The sequence below is a fragment of the Streptomyces sp. NPDC002788 genome, assembly GCF_053592115.1.
Window position 1 is genome coordinate 199,708 of sequence record NZ_JBSFVB010000009.1, and the last position, 16,368, is coordinate 216,075.

Below are 16,368 nucleotides of genomic sequence, written 5' to 3' on the forward strand. Positions count from 1 at the left end.
CCTGTTGGGGCGGATGAGGCGGCGGCCCTGACGTGCGGATTTTAAGCTGCGGCGGCTTGGGGGCGGCACGGGTGTCCGGTGGCTGAGCACGGTCGTGGCCGGGCACGGAGCCACCGGAACGACCTGAGCCCTATTTCTCGGTGACTCCCGCGGAGTCGAACGTCGCCACCTCGTGCATCGCTCTGGCCGTGCTCTGGACCAGCGGCAGGGCAAGAAGGGCGCCCGTGCCCTCGCCGAGGCGAAGGTCCAGGTCGACCAGGGGACGCAGGCCGAGCTTGTTGAGGGCCGCCACGTGGCCCGGCTCGGCGCTGCGGTGGCCGGCGATGCAGGCGGCCAGGACCTCCGGGGCGATCGCGCGGGCGACCAGGGCGGCGGCGCCGGCGCTGACGCCGTCCAGGATCACCGGCGTGCGCAGGGACGCGCCGCCGAGGAGGAGACCGACGATGGCGGCGTGCTCGAATCCGCCGATCGCGGCGAGCACCCCGATCGGGTCGGCCGGGTCCGGCTGGTGGAGTTCCAGGGCGCGGCGGACGACCTCCGTCTTGCGGGCGAGGGTCTCGTCGTTGATGCCGGTGCCCCGCCCCGTGACCTCGGCCGGGTCCGCGCCCGTGAAGACGGAGATCAGCGCTGCGGACGCGGTCGTGTTGGCGATGCCCATCTCGCCGGTCAGCAGGGCCTTGTTACCTGCGGCGACCAGGTCGCGGGCCGTCTCGATGCCGATCTCGATGGCCTGCCTGGCCTCCTCGCGGGTCATCGCGGGGCCGGTGGTCAGGTCGGACGTACCGGCACGGACCTTGCGGGGCAGCAGGCCCGGGGTGGCCGGGAGGTCGGCCGCGACGCCCACGTCGACGATGCAGACCTCGGCGCCCACCTGGGTGGCGAAGGCGTTGCAGACGGCGCCGCCGCCGAGGAAGTTGGCCACCATCTGGGCCGTGACCTCCTGCGGCCAGGGGGTGACCCCCTGCGCGTGCACGCCGTGGTCGCCGGCGAAGATCGCCACGGCTGCGGGCTCCGGGATGGGCGGCGGGCACTGGCGGGACAGGCCCGACAGCTGCGCGGAGATGATCTCCAGCATGCCCAGCGCACCGGCCGGCTTGGTCATACGCTTCTGGCGCTCCCAGGCCTCGCCGAGCGCCTTGGCGTCCAGCGGGCGGATCTGCGCCACGGTCTCGGCGAGCAGGTCGTGCGGTTCCTCTCCGGGCAGGGCGCGACGGCCGTACGTCTCCTCGTGCACGACCCAGGACAGCGGGCGGCGCTTGGACCAGCCGGCCTGCAGCAGCTCGGGCTCGTCCGGGAACTCGTCGACGTAACCGACGCACAGGTAGGCGATGACCTCGAGGTGCTCGGGCAGGCCGAGGGCGCGGACCATCTCGCGCTCGTCGAAGAAGCTGACCCAGCCGACGCCGAGGCCTTCGGCGCGGGCGGCGAGCCAGAGGTTCTCCACGGCCAGGGCGGCCGAGTACGGGGCCATCTGGGGTTGGGTGTGACGGCCGAGTGTGTGGCGGCCGCCGCGGGTGGGGTCGGCGGTGACGACGATGTTCACCGGGGTGTCGAGGATGGCCTCGATCTTCAGCTCTTTGAACTGCTTCGCCCGGCCCTTGGGGAGGGACCTCGCGTACGCCTCGCGCTGGCGCATGGCCAGTTCGTGCATCGCGCGCCGGGTGTCGGCGGAGCGGATGACGACGAAGTCCCAGGGCTGCGAGTGGCCGACGGAGGGCGCGTGGTGGGCGGCCTCCAGGACACGGAGCAGCACCTCGTGCGGGATGGGGTCGCTGCGGAAGCCGTTGCGGATGTCGCGGCGTTCGCGCATGACCTTCAGGACGGCCTCGCGCTCGGCGGGGGCGTAGCCCGGGGCGGCGGGGCCGGTGGACTGTCGTGCTTCTGCCACGGCGACCGCGCTCTCTTCTTCCTGGTCTTCCTGATCGGCGGCCCGGGTGTCCAGGTCGTCGGCGCTCTGGGCGAGCGGGGCGTCACCGTCGCGGGGGGCGGGGACGGCGGCGACGGCTTCCGGCGTCTCCTGCGCCTCAGGCGTCCCGGGCTGCGCCGGCTGCGACTGCTGCGGGCCTTGGACGGGCTGCGCGCTCCGCTCGTCCGGCGTCGGGCCCGGGAGTACGACAGTGACGTCCTCGGCGGATGCCGGGGGGTCGGTGGACTCGGGCACGGGCTCGGCCACCGGGTCGGGTGCGGGTGCGGACTCGGGCACGGGCTCGGCCACCGGGTCGGGTGCGGGTGCGGCTTCCTCGGCGACGGCCTCGGGCTCGACTGCTTCGGCGGCAGGGGTGGGTGCCGCCCCGGGGGCGGGGGCGGGTACCGCCTCGGGGGCCTGGGCAGGGGCTTCGGCGGGTTGCTGCGGCTGGGGCGGGGCGGACGCTTCCGGCGCGTCGGCCTGTGTCTCGCCTTCGGGGGCGGCGGCCTCCGGGGCGGCGGCCTCCGGGGCGGCGGCTTCCCGTGCGGGCACTTCAGGCGCGACGGTTTCAGGCGCGGGCGCCTCAGGAGCGGCCACTTCAGGCGCGTCGGCTTCAGGCGCGGGCGTCTCAGGAGCGGCCACTTCAGGAGCGTCGGCTTCAGGCGCGGGCGCCTCAGGCGTGGCCGGCTGTGGGGCCGTCGCCTCCGGTGCCGGTGCGGCTGCTTCGGCGGGGGTTGCCTCAGGAGCCGCGGGAGCCTCCACAACGACTTCGGGGGCTGCCACGTCGGGAGCCACCGCGTCCGTTGCCTGGCTGACAGCCTCGGGCGCACCGGCCGCCTCCTCGACAGCGGCTTCGGGCGGAGCCACGACGGCAGGCTCGGGACCGACCGGAGCCTCCGGGAACGGGACCGCTGCTGGGGCCGGTGCGTCCTCAGGGGCAGGAGCGGACTGCTCGGCGGCGACCGGGGGCTGCTCGCCGGCGTCGGCGGGATCGACCGCGGCATCCGGCTGCGCGCCCTGGGGAGCGGCTGCCTCCGGCTCACCGGTATGGCCGGCGGCGTCCACGACCGGCACCGGAGCCGGAGGGGGCGGAACCGCTCCGGGAGCGGACACGGCCTCGGCGGCAGCCGACTGGGCTCCGTCCGGGTCGGCGCCCGCGACAGCCGCGTCCTGCGCGGGGACGGCCTCGGGCTCGGCCACGGCCACCTGGCTCTCGACAGGGCCGGCCTCTGCGGCGGCGGGGTCGCTCACAACCGCCTGGTCCGCCTCCGGTCCGGCCTCTCCGGCAGCGGGGGCACTCGCAGCCGCCTCGTCCGCTTCGGAGCCGGCGTTCCCGCCGGCGAGGTCACCGGCAACCGCCGCGGTGGGCGCCTGGCCCGCGTCCGGCCCGGTGCCCACGCCAGCGGGATCACCGGCAACCGCGGCGGTGGGCGCCTGGCCCTCCACGAGGCCGACGCCCGCGGTCTCGGCCCCGGCCGCCGCGCTCCGGCCGGCCTCGGCGGCGGAGACCTGGCCCCCGTCCGGCCCCGTGCCCGCACCGGCGGAGTCGACCACCATGCCCTGCGCGGACAACGCGGACCCCTCGGCGGTAAGCACCTGGCCCGCCGGCTCGCCCACCGCCGCAGCCTGCGCCGGCTGCTCCGCGTGAGCGGCCTGCGCGGCCTCGGCCGGCTGCGGCGCCGTGTGGGTCGCGTCCGCCTGGGCCGTGCCCACCGGCACCGTCGCCGGAACAACCGTTTCCGCAGGCGCCGCCCCGGCGCTCACCTGGGCCGGGGCCGGGACCTGTGCGCCCCAGGGTGCGGCCGGAGGCGCCGGCGTCCGGGCGGCGCCCGGGGCGTCGAGGTACTCCGGGCCGGCCGACGGCGCGGCGGGCTGGCGTACCGGCGCGTCCGCGGGGCCGCGGTCGGCGAGGGAGCGAACCGGGCTGGTGGAGCTGCCGGGCAGGGGCGGGCCGAGGTGCAGCGGCCTGCGCGGGGTGATGGGCGGGATCGGCGGCGGATCGGGCAGGCGGACGCCACCGAGGTCGACCGAGCCGCTGTCGCGGCCGGAGATCTCGTGCGGGCCCGGCTGGTGCACGGTCTCGACGACCGGCTCCGGCGCGGGCGGGGGGACCTCGTTGCCCCAGGCGCCCTGGGCGCCCGGCAACAGCAGCAGGTCTTCGTCCTCGGCGGTGGACTCGGAGAGGTAGGTGTACGAACCGTGCGCGGGGGCGCCCGGCTGCTCCACCATGCCTGCGTTCTCCGGCAGTCCCTCGCCCGGGACCTGGCCGGTGTCGGTCATGCGTACCCCTCGCCCATCGGTTAGTGCTCCTACGACCAGCTCGCCCGGAACGGCGCACCGACCGCCCCGCAGTGAAGAACGAGCGTGCGTCCCCAGCGGCACGAACGGCCCGCCCCGAAAAGGCGACAAAGCCATTCACTGGCATTGTTGCGGCCGTACCGCCCTCATGGCAGCTTGATCCGCGACGGTTCCGCTGTGGACTGCGCCACGTTGCGCGTCCTTCGGTTCTGCCGTACCGCCCCCACCTCAAAAAGGGCGGGCTTTCCGGACATTGACCGACGAAGTGCCGGGCGTCCGCGTGCGGTGCAGCGATCGGCCAGCCTACCGCGCGCGGTACGACAACCCGATCACGGGGACGTTCGCGGGATCAGGCGCCGCGCCTCGGCAGCACGCCGCTGAGCAGGAACGCGACGCTCCGTTCCTTCTCCGTCCAGGCCCTGGTGTCGAGTTCGACGGACTGGAGGAGGGCGCATTCGACGCCGTAGCCGTGCTCGCTCAGGTCGCGGCCGACGAGTTCGGCGGCGTCGCGGGTGGCGGCGTGCGTGACGATGCGCTGGGGGCGCCGGTCGGCGACGGCGGAGACGACGGCCGCTCCCCCGCCGCCGACGCGGACGACGTCCGGTTCGGGGAGGTTCTCCAGGACGTGCGGGGCGGTGCCGTGCACGATCTGGAGCGGGACGCCGAGGCGGCGGGCGGCGGCGTCGGTGCGGGCGCAGGCGGCCCGGTCGCTGTCGACGGCGATGACGGCGGCGCCGGCGCGTGCGGCCTCGACGGCGAAGGCGCCGCTGCCGCAGCCGATGTCCCACACGAGGTCACCGACGCGCGGTCCGAGGCGGGCGAGTTGGGAGGCGCGCAGCAGCTGGGTCTCGCCCTCCGCGAGGTCACCGCCGTACGCCTCGGCGGGCAGCGTCCAGCCGCGTGGTCCGGCGGACGGGTCGCGGCCGGCGAGCCAGCCGCCGGTCTCCCCCGCGGCGCCGGGGCCGACCGGGCCGCCGAGGACGATGACGACGTTGGGGTCGCGCCAGGTGTGGTCGGCGGCCTTGTCGGAGGTGACGACGCTGACCCGCTCCTGCGCGGTGCCGAGTTCCTCGCAGATGACGAAGGAGCGGTGGACTCCTTCGAGCAGCAGGCCGAGTTCGGCGGGTCCGGCACCGGGTGAGGTGAGAACCGCCACCTTGGTGTGGGCGCGGCATACGTTCACCGCGCGTCGCAGGGTACGAGGATGTGCGACCACCACCTGTGCGTCGTCCCAGGGCATGCCGGCGCGGGCGAAGGCGGCGGCGACGGACGAGACGGCGGGGACGACTTCCACCTCGAGGCCGAACTCGGGGGCGCGCAGGGTGCGTACGACGCCGAAGAAGCCGGGGTCGCCGTCGGCGAGCACGACGGCCGTGCCGCGGTGGGCGGCGATGCGGCGGGCGGCGAGGGCGACGCTGCCGAGGCGGATGCGCTCGGCGCCGGCGGGTACCTCGGGGAGCGCCAGGTGGTGGGCGGCGCCCGCCACGAGCGTGGCGGCGCCCAGGGCGGCGCGCGCCGCGGCGGTCAGCGGCGAACCGTCCCAGCCGATCACCGTGACCCGGTCGGCCATCGTCGTCAGTCTCCAGGGGTTTTCGCAGGTCGTCTGTGTGTCGTTGCGGGGAACCGCCCGCGGGCGGGCTCCGTGAGGGTACCCGGTGGAGATGTCGGAGGGGGCGCCGGTGTCGTCGTCGCCGTCTTCCTCCCGGTGTTCCGGTCAGTTCCAGTCGCCGAAGGACGTGAAGCCGTCGCGCAGCTGTTCCCCGACGCCTTCCAGGTCCTCGGGGAGCAGGCTCCAGACGATGAAGTCGGTGCGTACCTCGGTCCATGTGCCGTCCGCGGCACGGGCGCGGGCTATACAGGCGTTGCGCAGCACACCCTCGCTGATACAGCCGATCTTCTGGGCGACCTGCTGGGAGGCGGTGTTGTCGGCCGCCGTGCGCAGTTCGATGCGCTCGAACTTCTGGTCCGTGAAGAGCCACTGGGCGGTGGCGAGGGCGGCCTCGGAGGCGTAGCCCTCGCCGCGGGCCCAGGGGGCGATGATGTACGACAGTTCGGTGGAGCGTACGTGCCAGTTGGTCTTGCCGAGCTGGATGAGGCCGACCAGGCGCTGGGTCAGGAACTCGGTGACCGCGAAGTCGAGTCCGCGTCCCGCGGTGCGCGCGGCGGGGGCGTGCTCGGTGATCCAGGTGCGGGCGCCGTCCTCCGTGAAGGGCTGGGGGACGGAGGTCCAGGCCGCCACCTGCTCGTCGTTCATCATCGCGGTCAGGGCGGCGACGTCGTCTTCGTCGAGGGGACGCAGCACCAACCGCTCCGTGCTGATGGAGACGTTGGGAAAGGTGCTCGTCATGCGCCGCTCCGTAACCTTCGGTGAACCTTCAGGGCATGCTGAACTGCCCAGCATGCAGCATGAAAGCACTGATCCGCACACGGGCTCTTCCCCGCCTGGTGAGGGAGGACCCCGTGTGCGGTGGGTGCCGGGCGGGGGCTCAGAAGGAGGCGAGCACGGAGCCGGCGTACTTGTCCTGGATGAACTTCTTCACCTCGGGCGAGGTGAGGAGCTTCGCGAGCTTCTTCACGCGCGGGTCGTCCTCGTTACCCTTCTTCACGGCGAGGAAGTTGCCGTACGGGTTGTTCTTCGGGGACTCCAGGATCAGGGCGTCCTTCGACGGCTTGAGGTCGGACTCGATGGCGTAGTTGCCGTTGACGACGGCGGCGTCCACGTCGTCGAGGGAGCGCGGTGTCTGGGCCGCCTCCAGCTCCTTGAACTTGAGGTTCTTGGGGTTCTCGGTGATGTCCGAGGGGGTCGCCTCGCTGCCGACGCCGTCCTTGAGCGTGATGAGCCCGTGGGCGGCGAGCAGCTTGAGGGCGCGGGCCTCGTTGACCGTGTCGTTGGGGACGGCGACGGTCGCACCGCTCTTCAGGTCGTCGGCCTTCTTGACCTTGTGGGAGTAGAGGCCGAGCGGCTCCAGATGGACCGTGACGACGGGCACGATGTCGGTGCCGTTCTTCTTGTTGTAGTCGTCGAGGTACGGCTTGTTCTGGAAGTAGTTCGCTCCCACGGAGCCGTCCTGCGTCGCGGGGTTCTGCGACGTGTAGTCGGTGAACTCCTTGACCTCCAGGTCGAGGCCCTCCTTCTTCGCCAGGTTGTCCTTGACGTAGTTGAGGATCTCGGCGTGCGGGACGGGGCTCGCGGCGACGATCAGCGGACCGGAGGTGTCGGAGGCGTCCTTGCCCGCGCCGCAGGCGGTGAGGCCGAGGGTGAGGGCTCCGGCGGCGAGGGCGGCGGTGGTGATCTTGGCAGTGTTACGCACGAAAAGTGCCTTTCCTTATGACCTTGCGGGTGGTGCGACCCCTGGAATCAAGGGGTGTCGGCGCGCAGCGCCGTCGGTGAGGGGTGGTGGGGGACGACGGGAGGGCGAACGGGGGTATCAGGAGGCGGCTTTGAGCAGCCGCAGCTTGGGGGCGGGGCCCGAGTGGGCGCCGCGGCGGTGCAGGGAGCGGGCCGCGTAGTCGCCGGCGAACTGGATGAGGGAGATGACCACGGCGAGGATCGCGACGGTGATCCACATCATCTGGGTCTCGAAGCGCTGGTAGCCGTAGCGGATGGCGATGTCGCCGAGGCCGCCGGCGCCGACGGTGCCCGCCATGGCGGAGTAGCCGATGAGGGCGACGACCGTGGTGGTGGCGCTGGCGATCAGCGACGGCAGGGACTCGGGGACGAGGACCTTGCGCACGATGGTCCAGGTGTTGCCGCCCATGGCCTGCACGGCCTCGACGAGCCCGTGGTCCACTTCCCGGACGGCCGTCTCGACCAGACGCGCGAAGAACGGGATGGCGCCGATGGCGAGCGGCACGATGGCGGCCTCGCGGCCGATGGTCGTGCCGGTGACCCAGCGGGTGAAGGTGATCAGCGCGACCATCAGGATGATGAACGGCAGGGAGCGGGCGATGTTCACGATCTGCCCGATGACCTTGTTGGCGACGACGTTCTGGAGGAGCCCGCCGCGGTCGGTGAGGACCAGCAGGATGCCGAGCGGCAGTCCGCCGAGGACGGCGATGAGGGTGGACCAGCCGACCATGTAGAGCGTGTCCCAACACGCCTGTTCCAACAGGGGCTGCATCTCGGACCAGGTCACTTGGCACCTTCCTTCACCAGTACGGACTCATGGCCCGGGACGTCGATCTGGAGGCCCTGTTCGCGCAGGAAACCGATCGGCACGACGTTGTCCTCGTAGCGTCCGGGCAGTTCGATGCGCATCCGGCCGACCTGGAGGCCGCCGACGGTGTCGATGGCGGCGCCGAGGATCGATATGTCGATGTTGTAGGTGCGGGCGAGCTGCGAGATGACGGGCTGGGTCGCGCTCTCGCCCTGGAAGGTGACGTCGACGACGGTGCGGTCCTCGCCGGACGCCTCGCCGTCGAGCGGGAACAGCGCGGCGGCCAGTTCCGAGCCGGGGGTGGCCAGGAGTTCGCTGACGGTGCCCGATTCCACGATGCGTCCGTTCTCCATGAGCGCGGCGGAGTCGCAGACCGACTTCACGACGTCCATCTCGTGGGTGATGAGCAGGACGGTCAGGCCGAGCTGCCGGTTCAGGTCGCGCAGCAGCGCCAGGATCGAGCGGGTCGTCTCCGGGTCGAGGGCGCTGGTGGCCTCGTCGGACAGCAGCACCTTGGGGTCGCCGGCGAGGGCGCGGGCGATGCCGACGCGCTGCTTCTGGCCGCCGGAGAGCTGGGCGGGGTAGGCCCTGGCCTTGTCGGCGAGGCCGACCAGGTCGAGCAGCTCCAGTGCCTTGCGGGAGCGTTCCTGGCCGGACTTGCCGAGGATCTCCAGCGGCAGTTCGACGTTGTCCTGGACGGTCCGGGAGGACAGCAGGTTGAAGTGCTGGAAGACCATGCCGATCCGGCTGCGCGCCTGGCGCAGCTCCTTCCCCGCGCGCGGGCCGCGGCCGGCCAGGGCGGTGAGGTCCTGCCCGGCGACGGTCACGGTGCCGGAGGTGGGGCGTTCCAGTAGGTTGACGCAGCGGATGAGCGAGGACTTGCCGGCGCCGGACTGGCCGATGACGCCGTACACCTCGCCTTCGCGGACATGCAGGTCGACGCCGTCCAAGGCGGTGACCTCGCGGCCGCGTGAACGGTAGACCTTGGTCAGGTCCGTTGTGGTGATCACGTGGGTTTCCGTCACTGTCGAGTGCGCGGGCGTGGGTGTGCCCGGGCACAGGTGCATTCGTTCAGGGACGCGACACGGTTCTCGCTGAGGCGTGGAACCGGGGAGAACATGTGCGCGGGCGGCTTGGTGTCACGCACCGCTCAGGGCGTGCGGACATGCCGCGGTCTCGCTTCGGGGCGCGAGCTCAAGGGGGTGCGGGGGCCCTCTAGAAGGCGCACATTCGACACATACAACGAGCACCGGGCGTCATGGTCGCCTCGGTCGCGGGGATGCGGTCGCTCGTCGTGGTCATGCCGTCAGTAAAACATGCGTACGGTCCTGACAAGCCGCCGCGGTCCGGATGCTGGACAGCGGTGGACAGGGAGTGAGCGTCGTCAGCCGCGCCGGGAGATCTCCACGCCCTGGTCGGTGACCAGGACGGACAAGGCCGACAGGTTTTCGACGACGAGGTCGGCGTGGAGCTCGTGGGCCTGGTGGGTTGTGGTCAACGCCACGGTGGTCATCCCGGCGGCGCGGCCGGCCGTGAGTCCGGCGGGGGCGTCCTCGAAGACGACGCAGTGGGCCGGGTCGACACCGAGTGCCCGGGCGGCGAGCAGATAGGGCTCGGGGTCGGGCTTGCCGCGGGTGATGTCGTCCGCGGCGACGAGCGTCTTGGGCAGGATGCCGACGGCGTCGAGCCGGGCCTCGGCCAGCCGCCGGGTGGCGGAGGTGACGACGGCCCAGCGGTCGGGCGGAACGGAGTCGAGGAAGGCGCGGGTACCCGGCAGCAGGTGCACACCGTCGTTGGGCACGTCGTCGACCTCAAGGTCCTCGATCCGCGTGACGGCCTGCGGCACCAGCTCGGCGGGCAGCAGGTCGGCGGCTATCTCGGCGGCCGGCCGGCCGTGCAGCTCGACCCGGGCGAACTCCTCGGCCGTGATCCCGTACTCCGCGGCCCACCGTGTCCAGCAGCGGTCCACCGAGGCGAGGGAGGAGACGAGGGTTCCGTCGTTGTCGAACAGCAGGGCCTGCGCGTGGATCGTCATGCCCTCGACCCTACGGTGCAGGCCAGGGCCGGAAGCATGGGGCCTTTTCGGCCGTAATAAGGTCGCTGCATGCTGAATGCCCTGACGCTGGTGACCGGCGTCGCCGCGCTGCTGCTCGCCGCCTGGTGCGGCTGGGCGGCCTACCGTGACCAGCCGACGAAGGACTGGCACTTCATCGGGATGGCCGTGGTCACGCTGCTGGCGCTGGTCCAGCTTGTCGTGGGGATCGTGCTGCTGACGCAGGGTGAGAAGCCGGAGCAGGGCACGACGATCTTCGTGGCGTACCTGCTGGGGGCCTTCGCGTGCGTTCCGGCGGCGGGCTTCATGTCGTTGGCCGAGCGGACCCGGTGGGGCTCGGTGACGGTGGCCGCGAGCGGTGTGGTGCTGGCGGTGCTGGAGGTGCGGCTCTATGACATCTGGGGAGGCTGAGGTGAGTCGGCGGCGGCTGACCAGCGGGCCGGGCACGCTGCTGGTGTGGCTGTACGGCGTGATGGTCGTCGGGGCGGTGTCGCGCTCCGCGTTCCAGATCGCGACGGAGTTCGACCGGGCGCCGCTGGCGTACGCGCTCTCGGCGGTGGCCGGTGTCGTGTACGGGTTCATCACGTACTCGCTGGTGCGGGGCGGAGAGACGGCACGGCGGGCGGCGCTCGTCTGCTGTGTCGCGGAGTTGGCGGGTGTGCTGACGGTGGGAACGTGGACCTTGGCCGAGCCGTCGGCGTTTCCTGACGCGACCGTGTGGTCGGACTTCGGGATGGGGTACCTGTTCATCCCGATTCTGTTGCCGTTGTCGGCGATCTACTGGCTGCGGGCTTCGCGTTCGGGGGATGGGGAAGCCGCCTGATGTGATCAGGCGGCCGCGTGCGTGCGGTGCTCGCGCCCACGCGGCGGAGCCGCGCATCGATACAGCCCGCGCCCCCGAGGGGGCCGGCTTTCACGCCGTCGCTGCGTACGTTCCCGCCGGCTTCTCCAGGACGATCATGGGGATACCGTCCGCGCCTTGGGATGTGCCCACCGTTTCGTAGCCGACCTTGCGGTAGAGGCGGAGGTTGCCCTCGCTGCGGTGGCCGGTGTGGAGGCGGAAGCGGGTGGCGCCGTGCTGGTCGGCCAGGGCCGATTCGGCCGCTCGGAGGAGACGGGCGCCGATGCCGTGGCCCTGCAGGCGGGGGTGGACGCACAGCTTGCCGATCGCGGCCGCTCCGTCCTCGGTGACCGAGCCGCGGACCGAGCCGACGACCTCCTCGCCGAGCCGGGCCACGAAGACGCAGTTCCGGGCGACCTCCTCGCGGACCGAGTCGAGGGTTTGGACGAGCGGGTCGATGCGGTAGTTCCCGTACAGCGCCGCCTCCGGCTGGAAGCACAGGTACTGCAGCCTGAAGATCTGCTCCGCGTCCTGCTCGGTCGCCGCAGAGATGGTCACGCTCATGCCCATGTGCGCACGCCTCCCGCTCATCTGATCACCTGTCGTCCCTCACTCCTATCCCCGCCCTCAGCGGGCCGCAACCTCCGGTGCGAGCAATCTGCGCAGACATCCCAGGCATCTGGAACGTTCCGGGCCAAGGCTCCCCTGTGAGATACCCAACTCCCCTGCGATTTCCCGGTATGTCAGGTCCTCCGGAGAGAGCAGGGCCTCCATCAGCCGGGGGCACCGACCCGGAAGGCGGCGCACGGCCTCGCGCAGGGCACGGCCACGAGCCGCGGCGAGGGCGAGCTGCTCGGGGTCGCGCCCGCCGTCGTCGACCGGCTCGACGGCGTACGGACGTTCGAGGCGGCTCGTACGGCGGGTGCGGCGGACCTCCGCGCGGACGGCCCGGCGGAGCCACTGCCCGGGGTCGCGCGGAGGGCCGTCGGCGTCGAGGCGCTCCAGCAGGCGGAGCCAGACCGCCTGCTCAAGGTCGCCCGCCTCGGTTCCGGCGGCATGCGCCTCCGCGGAGGCCTCGGCGGTGAGCAGCGGGCGCAGCGAGGTGACCAGGTCGTGCGTCATATGCGCAGCGACGCGACCGCCCGGGCGGCGGGTTGCCCGGGCGGCCGAAGCTCACCCGACCGGGGTGTGTGAGCTCAGTCGTTGACGGGCTCAGCCGTCGCGGAAGTCTTCGCGGGCCAGCAACCCCGTGTCGGGCTGGTCGGTGAAGACGCCGTCGATGCCGGTCGCGAAGTACGCCTTGTAGGCGCCGAAGACGTCACCGTAGGCGTCCGCGTCGGTGCCCTTGCGGAAGTTCGCGGGCAGGAAGGGGTTCTCGTTGCGCAGCGTCCACGGGTGCAGGATCAGGCCCACCTTGTGGGCGTCCGACACGAGTGTGGTGGGCTGGGTGAGGTTGCCTTCGGCGTCGCGCGGGACGACCAGGTCGAGCGTCGGGCCGATGCCCTGCGCGTAGGAAGCGATCTCCCGGAGGCCGGCCGGCTTGATGAGGTCGGCGACCGTGCGCGGGTCACCCGTCTCCACGAAGTCCCAGGGACGGGTGCCCGCCGAGGACAGCAGGACGACCAGCGGGTTGTCGACGAGCTTGTTCAGGCGCTGGACGCTGGTGGGCTCGAAGGACTGCAGGACGACCGGGGAGGTGCGCCGGTCCTTGCGGTGCTTGTGCAGCAGCTTGGCGACGCGCTCCTCCAGGGGGAGGCCCTGCTTGCGGAAGTAGGTGGGGTGCTTGAGCTCGGGGTAGATCCACACCTGCTTGCCGCGCTTGCGGGTCTGCTCGTCCTGCCACCGCAGGACCTCTTCGAAGGTGGGGATCTCCCAGCGGCCGTTGTAGAGCGTGTTGTGCGGGCGGTTGGCCGGGATGCGCTCGATCGCCCGCAGGGTCTTCAGCTCGGCGAGCGTGAAGTCCTCGGTGAACCAGCCGGTGGTGGAGACGCCGTCGACGAGCTTGGTCCTCTTGCGGCCGGCGAACTCGGGGTGGTCGGCGACGTCCGTGGTGCCGCCGATCTCCGGCTCGTGACGGCAGACCAGGTGCCCGTCCTTCGTCGGGACCAGGTCGCCCGCCTCGACGATGTCGGCACCCATGTCGAGGGCCAGTTGGTAGGAGCCGAAGGTGTGCTCCGGGCGGTAGCCGCTGGCGCCCCGGTGGCCGATGATCGTCGGCTTGGGCAGGCTCCTGAGTCCTCCGCCGCCGTGCCGGGCGCCGTCGGCTCTCGCCGTGCCGGTCGCGCCGAGGACCGCTCCGCCGGCGCCGAGCACCGCCGCGCCGAGCAGCGCCCGCCGTCCGGTGCCGGTCGTTTCTTCGTTCGACTCCTGGGTTCCCATGAGCGCCTCCCTGCCGTCGTGCTCGCCAGTGCGGGCCGATCGTAGGGGCGCGCACATGACGCACGGGAGACCTCGGGCGGAACACGCGGGTGACTCGGGATGTCCGTAGTGGCTGGTGGGGACGGTGAACTGACGGTTCGTCGCGTCGCGGTCGATTCGGCCCGGCCGTTCTGGGAACGCGTGCGGTGTGCCCGGGGCGATGTGTGTCACACATGTCGGCCGCGTTGCACACCGTCACCGGTGCGCCACTGCAGGTAAACGCGCGTCAACGGTGCGTAAGACCTCGGTGAAGTCGCCGTGCCCGATGTGCGCGACCACGCAGGCCCCGAGTATCGTCCTCACCTGCACATACTCATACACAAATCCCTTGACACCGGAGGGTCCGTTGTCCCGCTTCGCGCTCATCAAGGCAGTGCTCGGCCCGATCATGCGCCTGATGTTCCGCCCACAGGTGGAGGGCGCGGAGCACATTCCCGGCGACGGTCCGGTCATCCTGGCCGGCAACCACCTGACGTTCATCGACTCGATGATCCTGCCACTGGTCTGCGACCGGCAGGTCTTCTTCATCGGCAAGGACGAGTACGTGACCGGCAAGGGCCTCAAGGGCCGGCTGATGGCCTGGTTCTTCACCGGCGTCGGCATGATCCCGGTGGACCGTGACGGCGGCCGGGGCGGTGTCGCCGCGCTGATGACCGGGCGCCGGGTGCTGGAGGAAGGCCGCGTGTTCGGCATCTACCCGGAGGGGACGCGGTCGCCCGACGGGCGCCTGTACCGGGGGCGGACGGGTATCGCCCGGCTGACCCTGATGACGGGTGCGCCCGTGGTGCCCTTCGCCATGATCGGCACGGACAAGCTTCAGCCGGGTGGGGCGGGTCTGCCCAGGCCCGGCAAGGTCACGGTGCGGTTCGGCGAGGCGATGGAGTTCTCCCGGTACGAGGGGATGGACCGGGACCGGTATGTGTTGCGGGCCGTGACGGACTCCGTGATGACCGAGGTCATGCGGTTGTCCGGACAGGAGTACGTGGACATGTACGCGAGCAAGGCGAAAGAAGCCGCGTAGTTCGGTGGGTGTGCGTGCGTGGGGGCTCGCCGCGGCGTTCCCCACCCCCCTTCAGGGGTCCTTGCGTCGCTCATGCCGGTGAGGGCCACCGGGCCGCCGCGGGGCTACGGGTGCTCGGTTCCGCCGCTCTCCAGTCGCTGCCCCCGCAGCAGGAACCAGGCCGCCACCGCCGCGGCCAGCAGGACCGCCGCGCCGACGCCCGCCGCGAGGGCCAGGCCGTCGACGAAGGCCGTGCGGGCCGCGTCCAGCATCACGGAGGCGCTGTGCGCCGGCATGCCCGACGCCGCCTCTGCCGCGCCGCCCAGCGACTCGTGGGCCGCGGCGGGCGTCCCCGCGGGGCCGGTGAAGTCGCGGTAGACGCCGGTCACGATCGAGCCGAGCACGGCGATGCCGAGGGCGGCGCCGAGTTCGTACGCCGTCTCGGAGACGGCCGACGCGGCGCCCGCCTGCTCCTTGGGCACGCTGGAGAGGATCACGTCGGCGGTCACCGTGAAGGAGAATCCGGCGCCGACGCCCACCACCAGCAGCGCGGTCCCGAGCAGCGGATAGCCGGTGGACTGGCCGATCACCGTGAGCGCGGCGAGGGCGAGGCCGATCGCCGCGAGACCGCCGGAGACCACGGACCGTACCGAGAAACGGCGGGCCACACGGCCGGCGATCAGACCGGCCACCACCGCGCCGATCGCGGCGGGCAGTTCGGCCAGCCCCGCCTCGAACGGGCGCCTGCCCTGGACGAGTTGCAGGTACTGCGAGAGGAAGAACACCAGTCCGGACAGACCGAGGATGGTCAGCAGGTCGGCCAGCACCGCCCCGCTGAAGCCGCGGTTGCGGAACAACCGCATGTCCAGCAGCGGTGCGGGGAGCGTGAGCTGACGGCGGACGAATCCGTAGAGGGCGGCGGCGCCCAGCAGACCGGCGGCGAGGGTGCCCCACGCGAAGCCGTGCGTGGCGGCCTCCTTGACGGCGTACACGATGCAGATCATGCCGACCAGTGACAGCACGACGCTGGCCAGGTCCCAGGGGCCGGGGTTCGCGGTGCGCGACTCGGGCAGCAGCTTGATCCCGACGAGGACCAGGACGGCCATCACGGGCAGGTTGATCAGGAAGACCGAACCCCACCAGAAGTGCTCCAGCAGGAACCCGCCGACGATCGGGCCGACGGCCGTACCGGCGGAGGCGGCGGCGCCCCAGATACCGACGGCGAGGCTGCGTTCGCGCGGGTCGTGGAAGAGGTTGCGGATGAGGGCGAGCGTGGCGGGCATCAGGGTCGCGCCGGCGACGCCCAGCAGCGCCCGGGCGGCGATCAACATCTCGGGCGTGGTGGCGTAGGCGTTGAACACGGATATCGCGCCGAACGCCGTGGCGCCCACCAGGAGGATGCGCTTGCGGCCGATCCGGTCGCCGAGACTGCCCATGGAGACGAGCAGGCCGGCGATGACGAACGAGTAGACGTCGCCGATCCACAGCAGCTGGGTGCCGGAGGGCTTGAGGTCCTCGCTGATGAAGGGGGTCGCGAGACCGAGGACGGTCGCGTCGACGGCCACCAGCAGCACGGCGAGCACGAGAACGCCGAGCGCGAGCCAGCGGCCCGGGCGCTTCACCGCCTCGATCATGCTCTCCCCCACGGCCTCGGCTTCGCTCGGGCAGGGGGCGCCCCCATGCTGCAGGGTGCCG

Annotated in this window: 14 protein-coding genes; 3 read left to right on the forward strand and 11 right to left on the reverse strand. The window is 72.1% G+C overall.

Annotated elements, in window-relative coordinates; all coding sequences use genetic code 11:
* Positions 1-130: 130 nt before the first annotated feature.
* The 7 genes from cobT to ACWD1U_RS18810 all read right to left on the reverse strand — a co-directional run bounded on the left by cobT (position 131) and on the right by ACWD1U_RS18810 (position 10,396).
* Positions 131-4,186: a nicotinate-nucleotide--dimethylbenzimidazole phosphoribosyltransferase gene (gene cobT, locus ACWD1U_RS18780; protein ID WP_451108777.1), complete on the reverse strand. Its 4,056-nt coding sequence runs from the start codon at positions 4,184-4,186 to the stop codon at positions 131-133.
* 367 nt (positions 4,187-4,553) lie between these two features.
* The gene (gene cbiE, locus ACWD1U_RS18785; protein ID WP_451108779.1) at positions 4,554-5,774 is read right to left on the reverse strand and encodes a precorrin-6y C5,15-methyltransferase (decarboxylating) subunit CbiE; all 1,221 of its coding nucleotides are present in this window, start codon (positions 5,772-5,774) and stop codon (positions 4,554-4,556) included.
* Between the two features lie 144 nt (positions 5,775-5,918).
* Positions 5,919-6,551 carry a GNAT family N-acetyltransferase gene (locus ACWD1U_RS18790; protein WP_451108781.1) on the reverse strand — a complete coding sequence of 211 codons (633 nt, stop codon included), beginning with the start codon at positions 6,549-6,551 and terminating at the stop codon, positions 5,919-5,921.
* Between the two features lie 139 nt (positions 6,552-6,690).
* Positions 6,691-7,515 carry a MetQ/NlpA family ABC transporter substrate-binding protein gene (locus ACWD1U_RS18795; RefSeq protein ID WP_451108783.1) on the reverse strand — a complete coding sequence of 275 codons (825 nt, stop codon included), beginning with the start codon at positions 7,513-7,515 and terminating at the stop codon, positions 6,691-6,693.
* Positions 7,516-7,632: 117 nt separating this feature from the next.
* On the reverse strand, positions 7,633-8,340 hold the full coding sequence (locus tag ACWD1U_RS18800) for a methionine ABC transporter permease (RefSeq protein ID WP_451108785.1): 708 nt from the start codon (positions 8,338-8,340) through the stop codon (positions 7,633-7,635).
* A complete protein-coding gene (locus tag ACWD1U_RS18805; protein ID WP_451108787.1) occupies positions 8,337-9,371 on the reverse strand; it encodes a methionine ABC transporter ATP-binding protein in 1,035 nt (344 codons plus the stop codon). Before ACWD1U_RS18805 ends, ACWD1U_RS18800 begins: the two co-directional genes overlap by 4 nt.
* A gap of 374 nt (positions 9,372-9,745) precedes the next feature.
* Positions 9,746-10,396: an HAD family hydrolase gene (locus ACWD1U_RS18810; protein ID WP_451108789.1), complete on the reverse strand. Its 651-nt coding sequence runs from the start codon at positions 10,394-10,396 to the stop codon at positions 9,746-9,748.
* 69 nt (positions 10,397-10,465) lie between these two features.
* Between ACWD1U_RS18810 and ACWD1U_RS18815 the strand changes: the two genes are divergently transcribed.
* A complete protein-coding gene (locus tag ACWD1U_RS18815) occupies positions 10,466-10,825 on the forward strand; it encodes a hypothetical protein (RefSeq protein ID WP_451108791.1) in 360 nt (119 codons plus the stop codon).
* The gene (locus ACWD1U_RS18820; protein WP_451108793.1) at positions 10,806-11,237 is read left to right on the forward strand and encodes a hypothetical protein; all 432 of its coding nucleotides are present in this window, start codon (positions 10,806-10,808) and stop codon (positions 11,235-11,237) included. The genes ACWD1U_RS18815 and ACWD1U_RS18820 overlap by 20 nt, the downstream gene beginning before the upstream one ends.
* Before the next feature lie 90 nt (positions 11,238-11,327).
* Here ACWD1U_RS18820 and ACWD1U_RS18825 read toward each other — a convergent pair whose 3' ends face one another.
* The 3 genes from ACWD1U_RS18825 to ACWD1U_RS18835 all read right to left on the reverse strand — a co-directional run bounded on the left by ACWD1U_RS18825 (position 11,328) and on the right by ACWD1U_RS18835 (position 13,634).
* On the reverse strand, positions 11,328-11,825 hold the full coding sequence (locus ACWD1U_RS18825; RefSeq protein ID WP_451108978.1) for a GNAT family N-acetyltransferase: 498 nt from the start codon (positions 11,823-11,825) through the stop codon (positions 11,328-11,330).
* A gap of 57 nt (positions 11,826-11,882) precedes the next feature.
* Positions 11,883-12,377, reverse strand: coding sequence for an RNA polymerase sigma factor (locus ACWD1U_RS18830; RefSeq protein WP_451108795.1), 495 nt, complete (start codon positions 12,375-12,377; stop codon positions 11,883-11,885).
* A 90-nt stretch (positions 12,378-12,467) separates the two neighbouring features.
* Positions 12,468-13,634 (reverse strand): glycerophosphodiester phosphodiesterase, encoded by a 1,167-nt coding sequence (locus tag ACWD1U_RS18835; protein WP_451108796.1) that lies wholly within the window; start codon positions 13,632-13,634, stop codon positions 12,468-12,470.
* 385 nt (positions 13,635-14,019) lie between these two features.
* On the opposite strand from ACWD1U_RS18835, the gene ACWD1U_RS18840 reads away from it, so the two are divergent.
* Positions 14,020-14,694: a lysophospholipid acyltransferase family protein gene (locus ACWD1U_RS18840; protein ID WP_384157567.1), complete on the forward strand. Its 675-nt coding sequence runs from the start codon at positions 14,020-14,022 to the stop codon at positions 14,692-14,694.
* Positions 14,695-14,798: 104 nt separating this feature from the next.
* Here ACWD1U_RS18840 and ACWD1U_RS18845 read toward each other — a convergent pair whose 3' ends face one another.
* Positions 14,799-16,307, reverse strand: a complete 1,509-nt coding sequence (locus tag ACWD1U_RS18845; RefSeq protein WP_451108981.1) for an MFS transporter — start codon at positions 16,305-16,307, stop codon at positions 14,799-14,801.
* Positions 16,308-16,368: the final 61 nt, after the last annotated feature.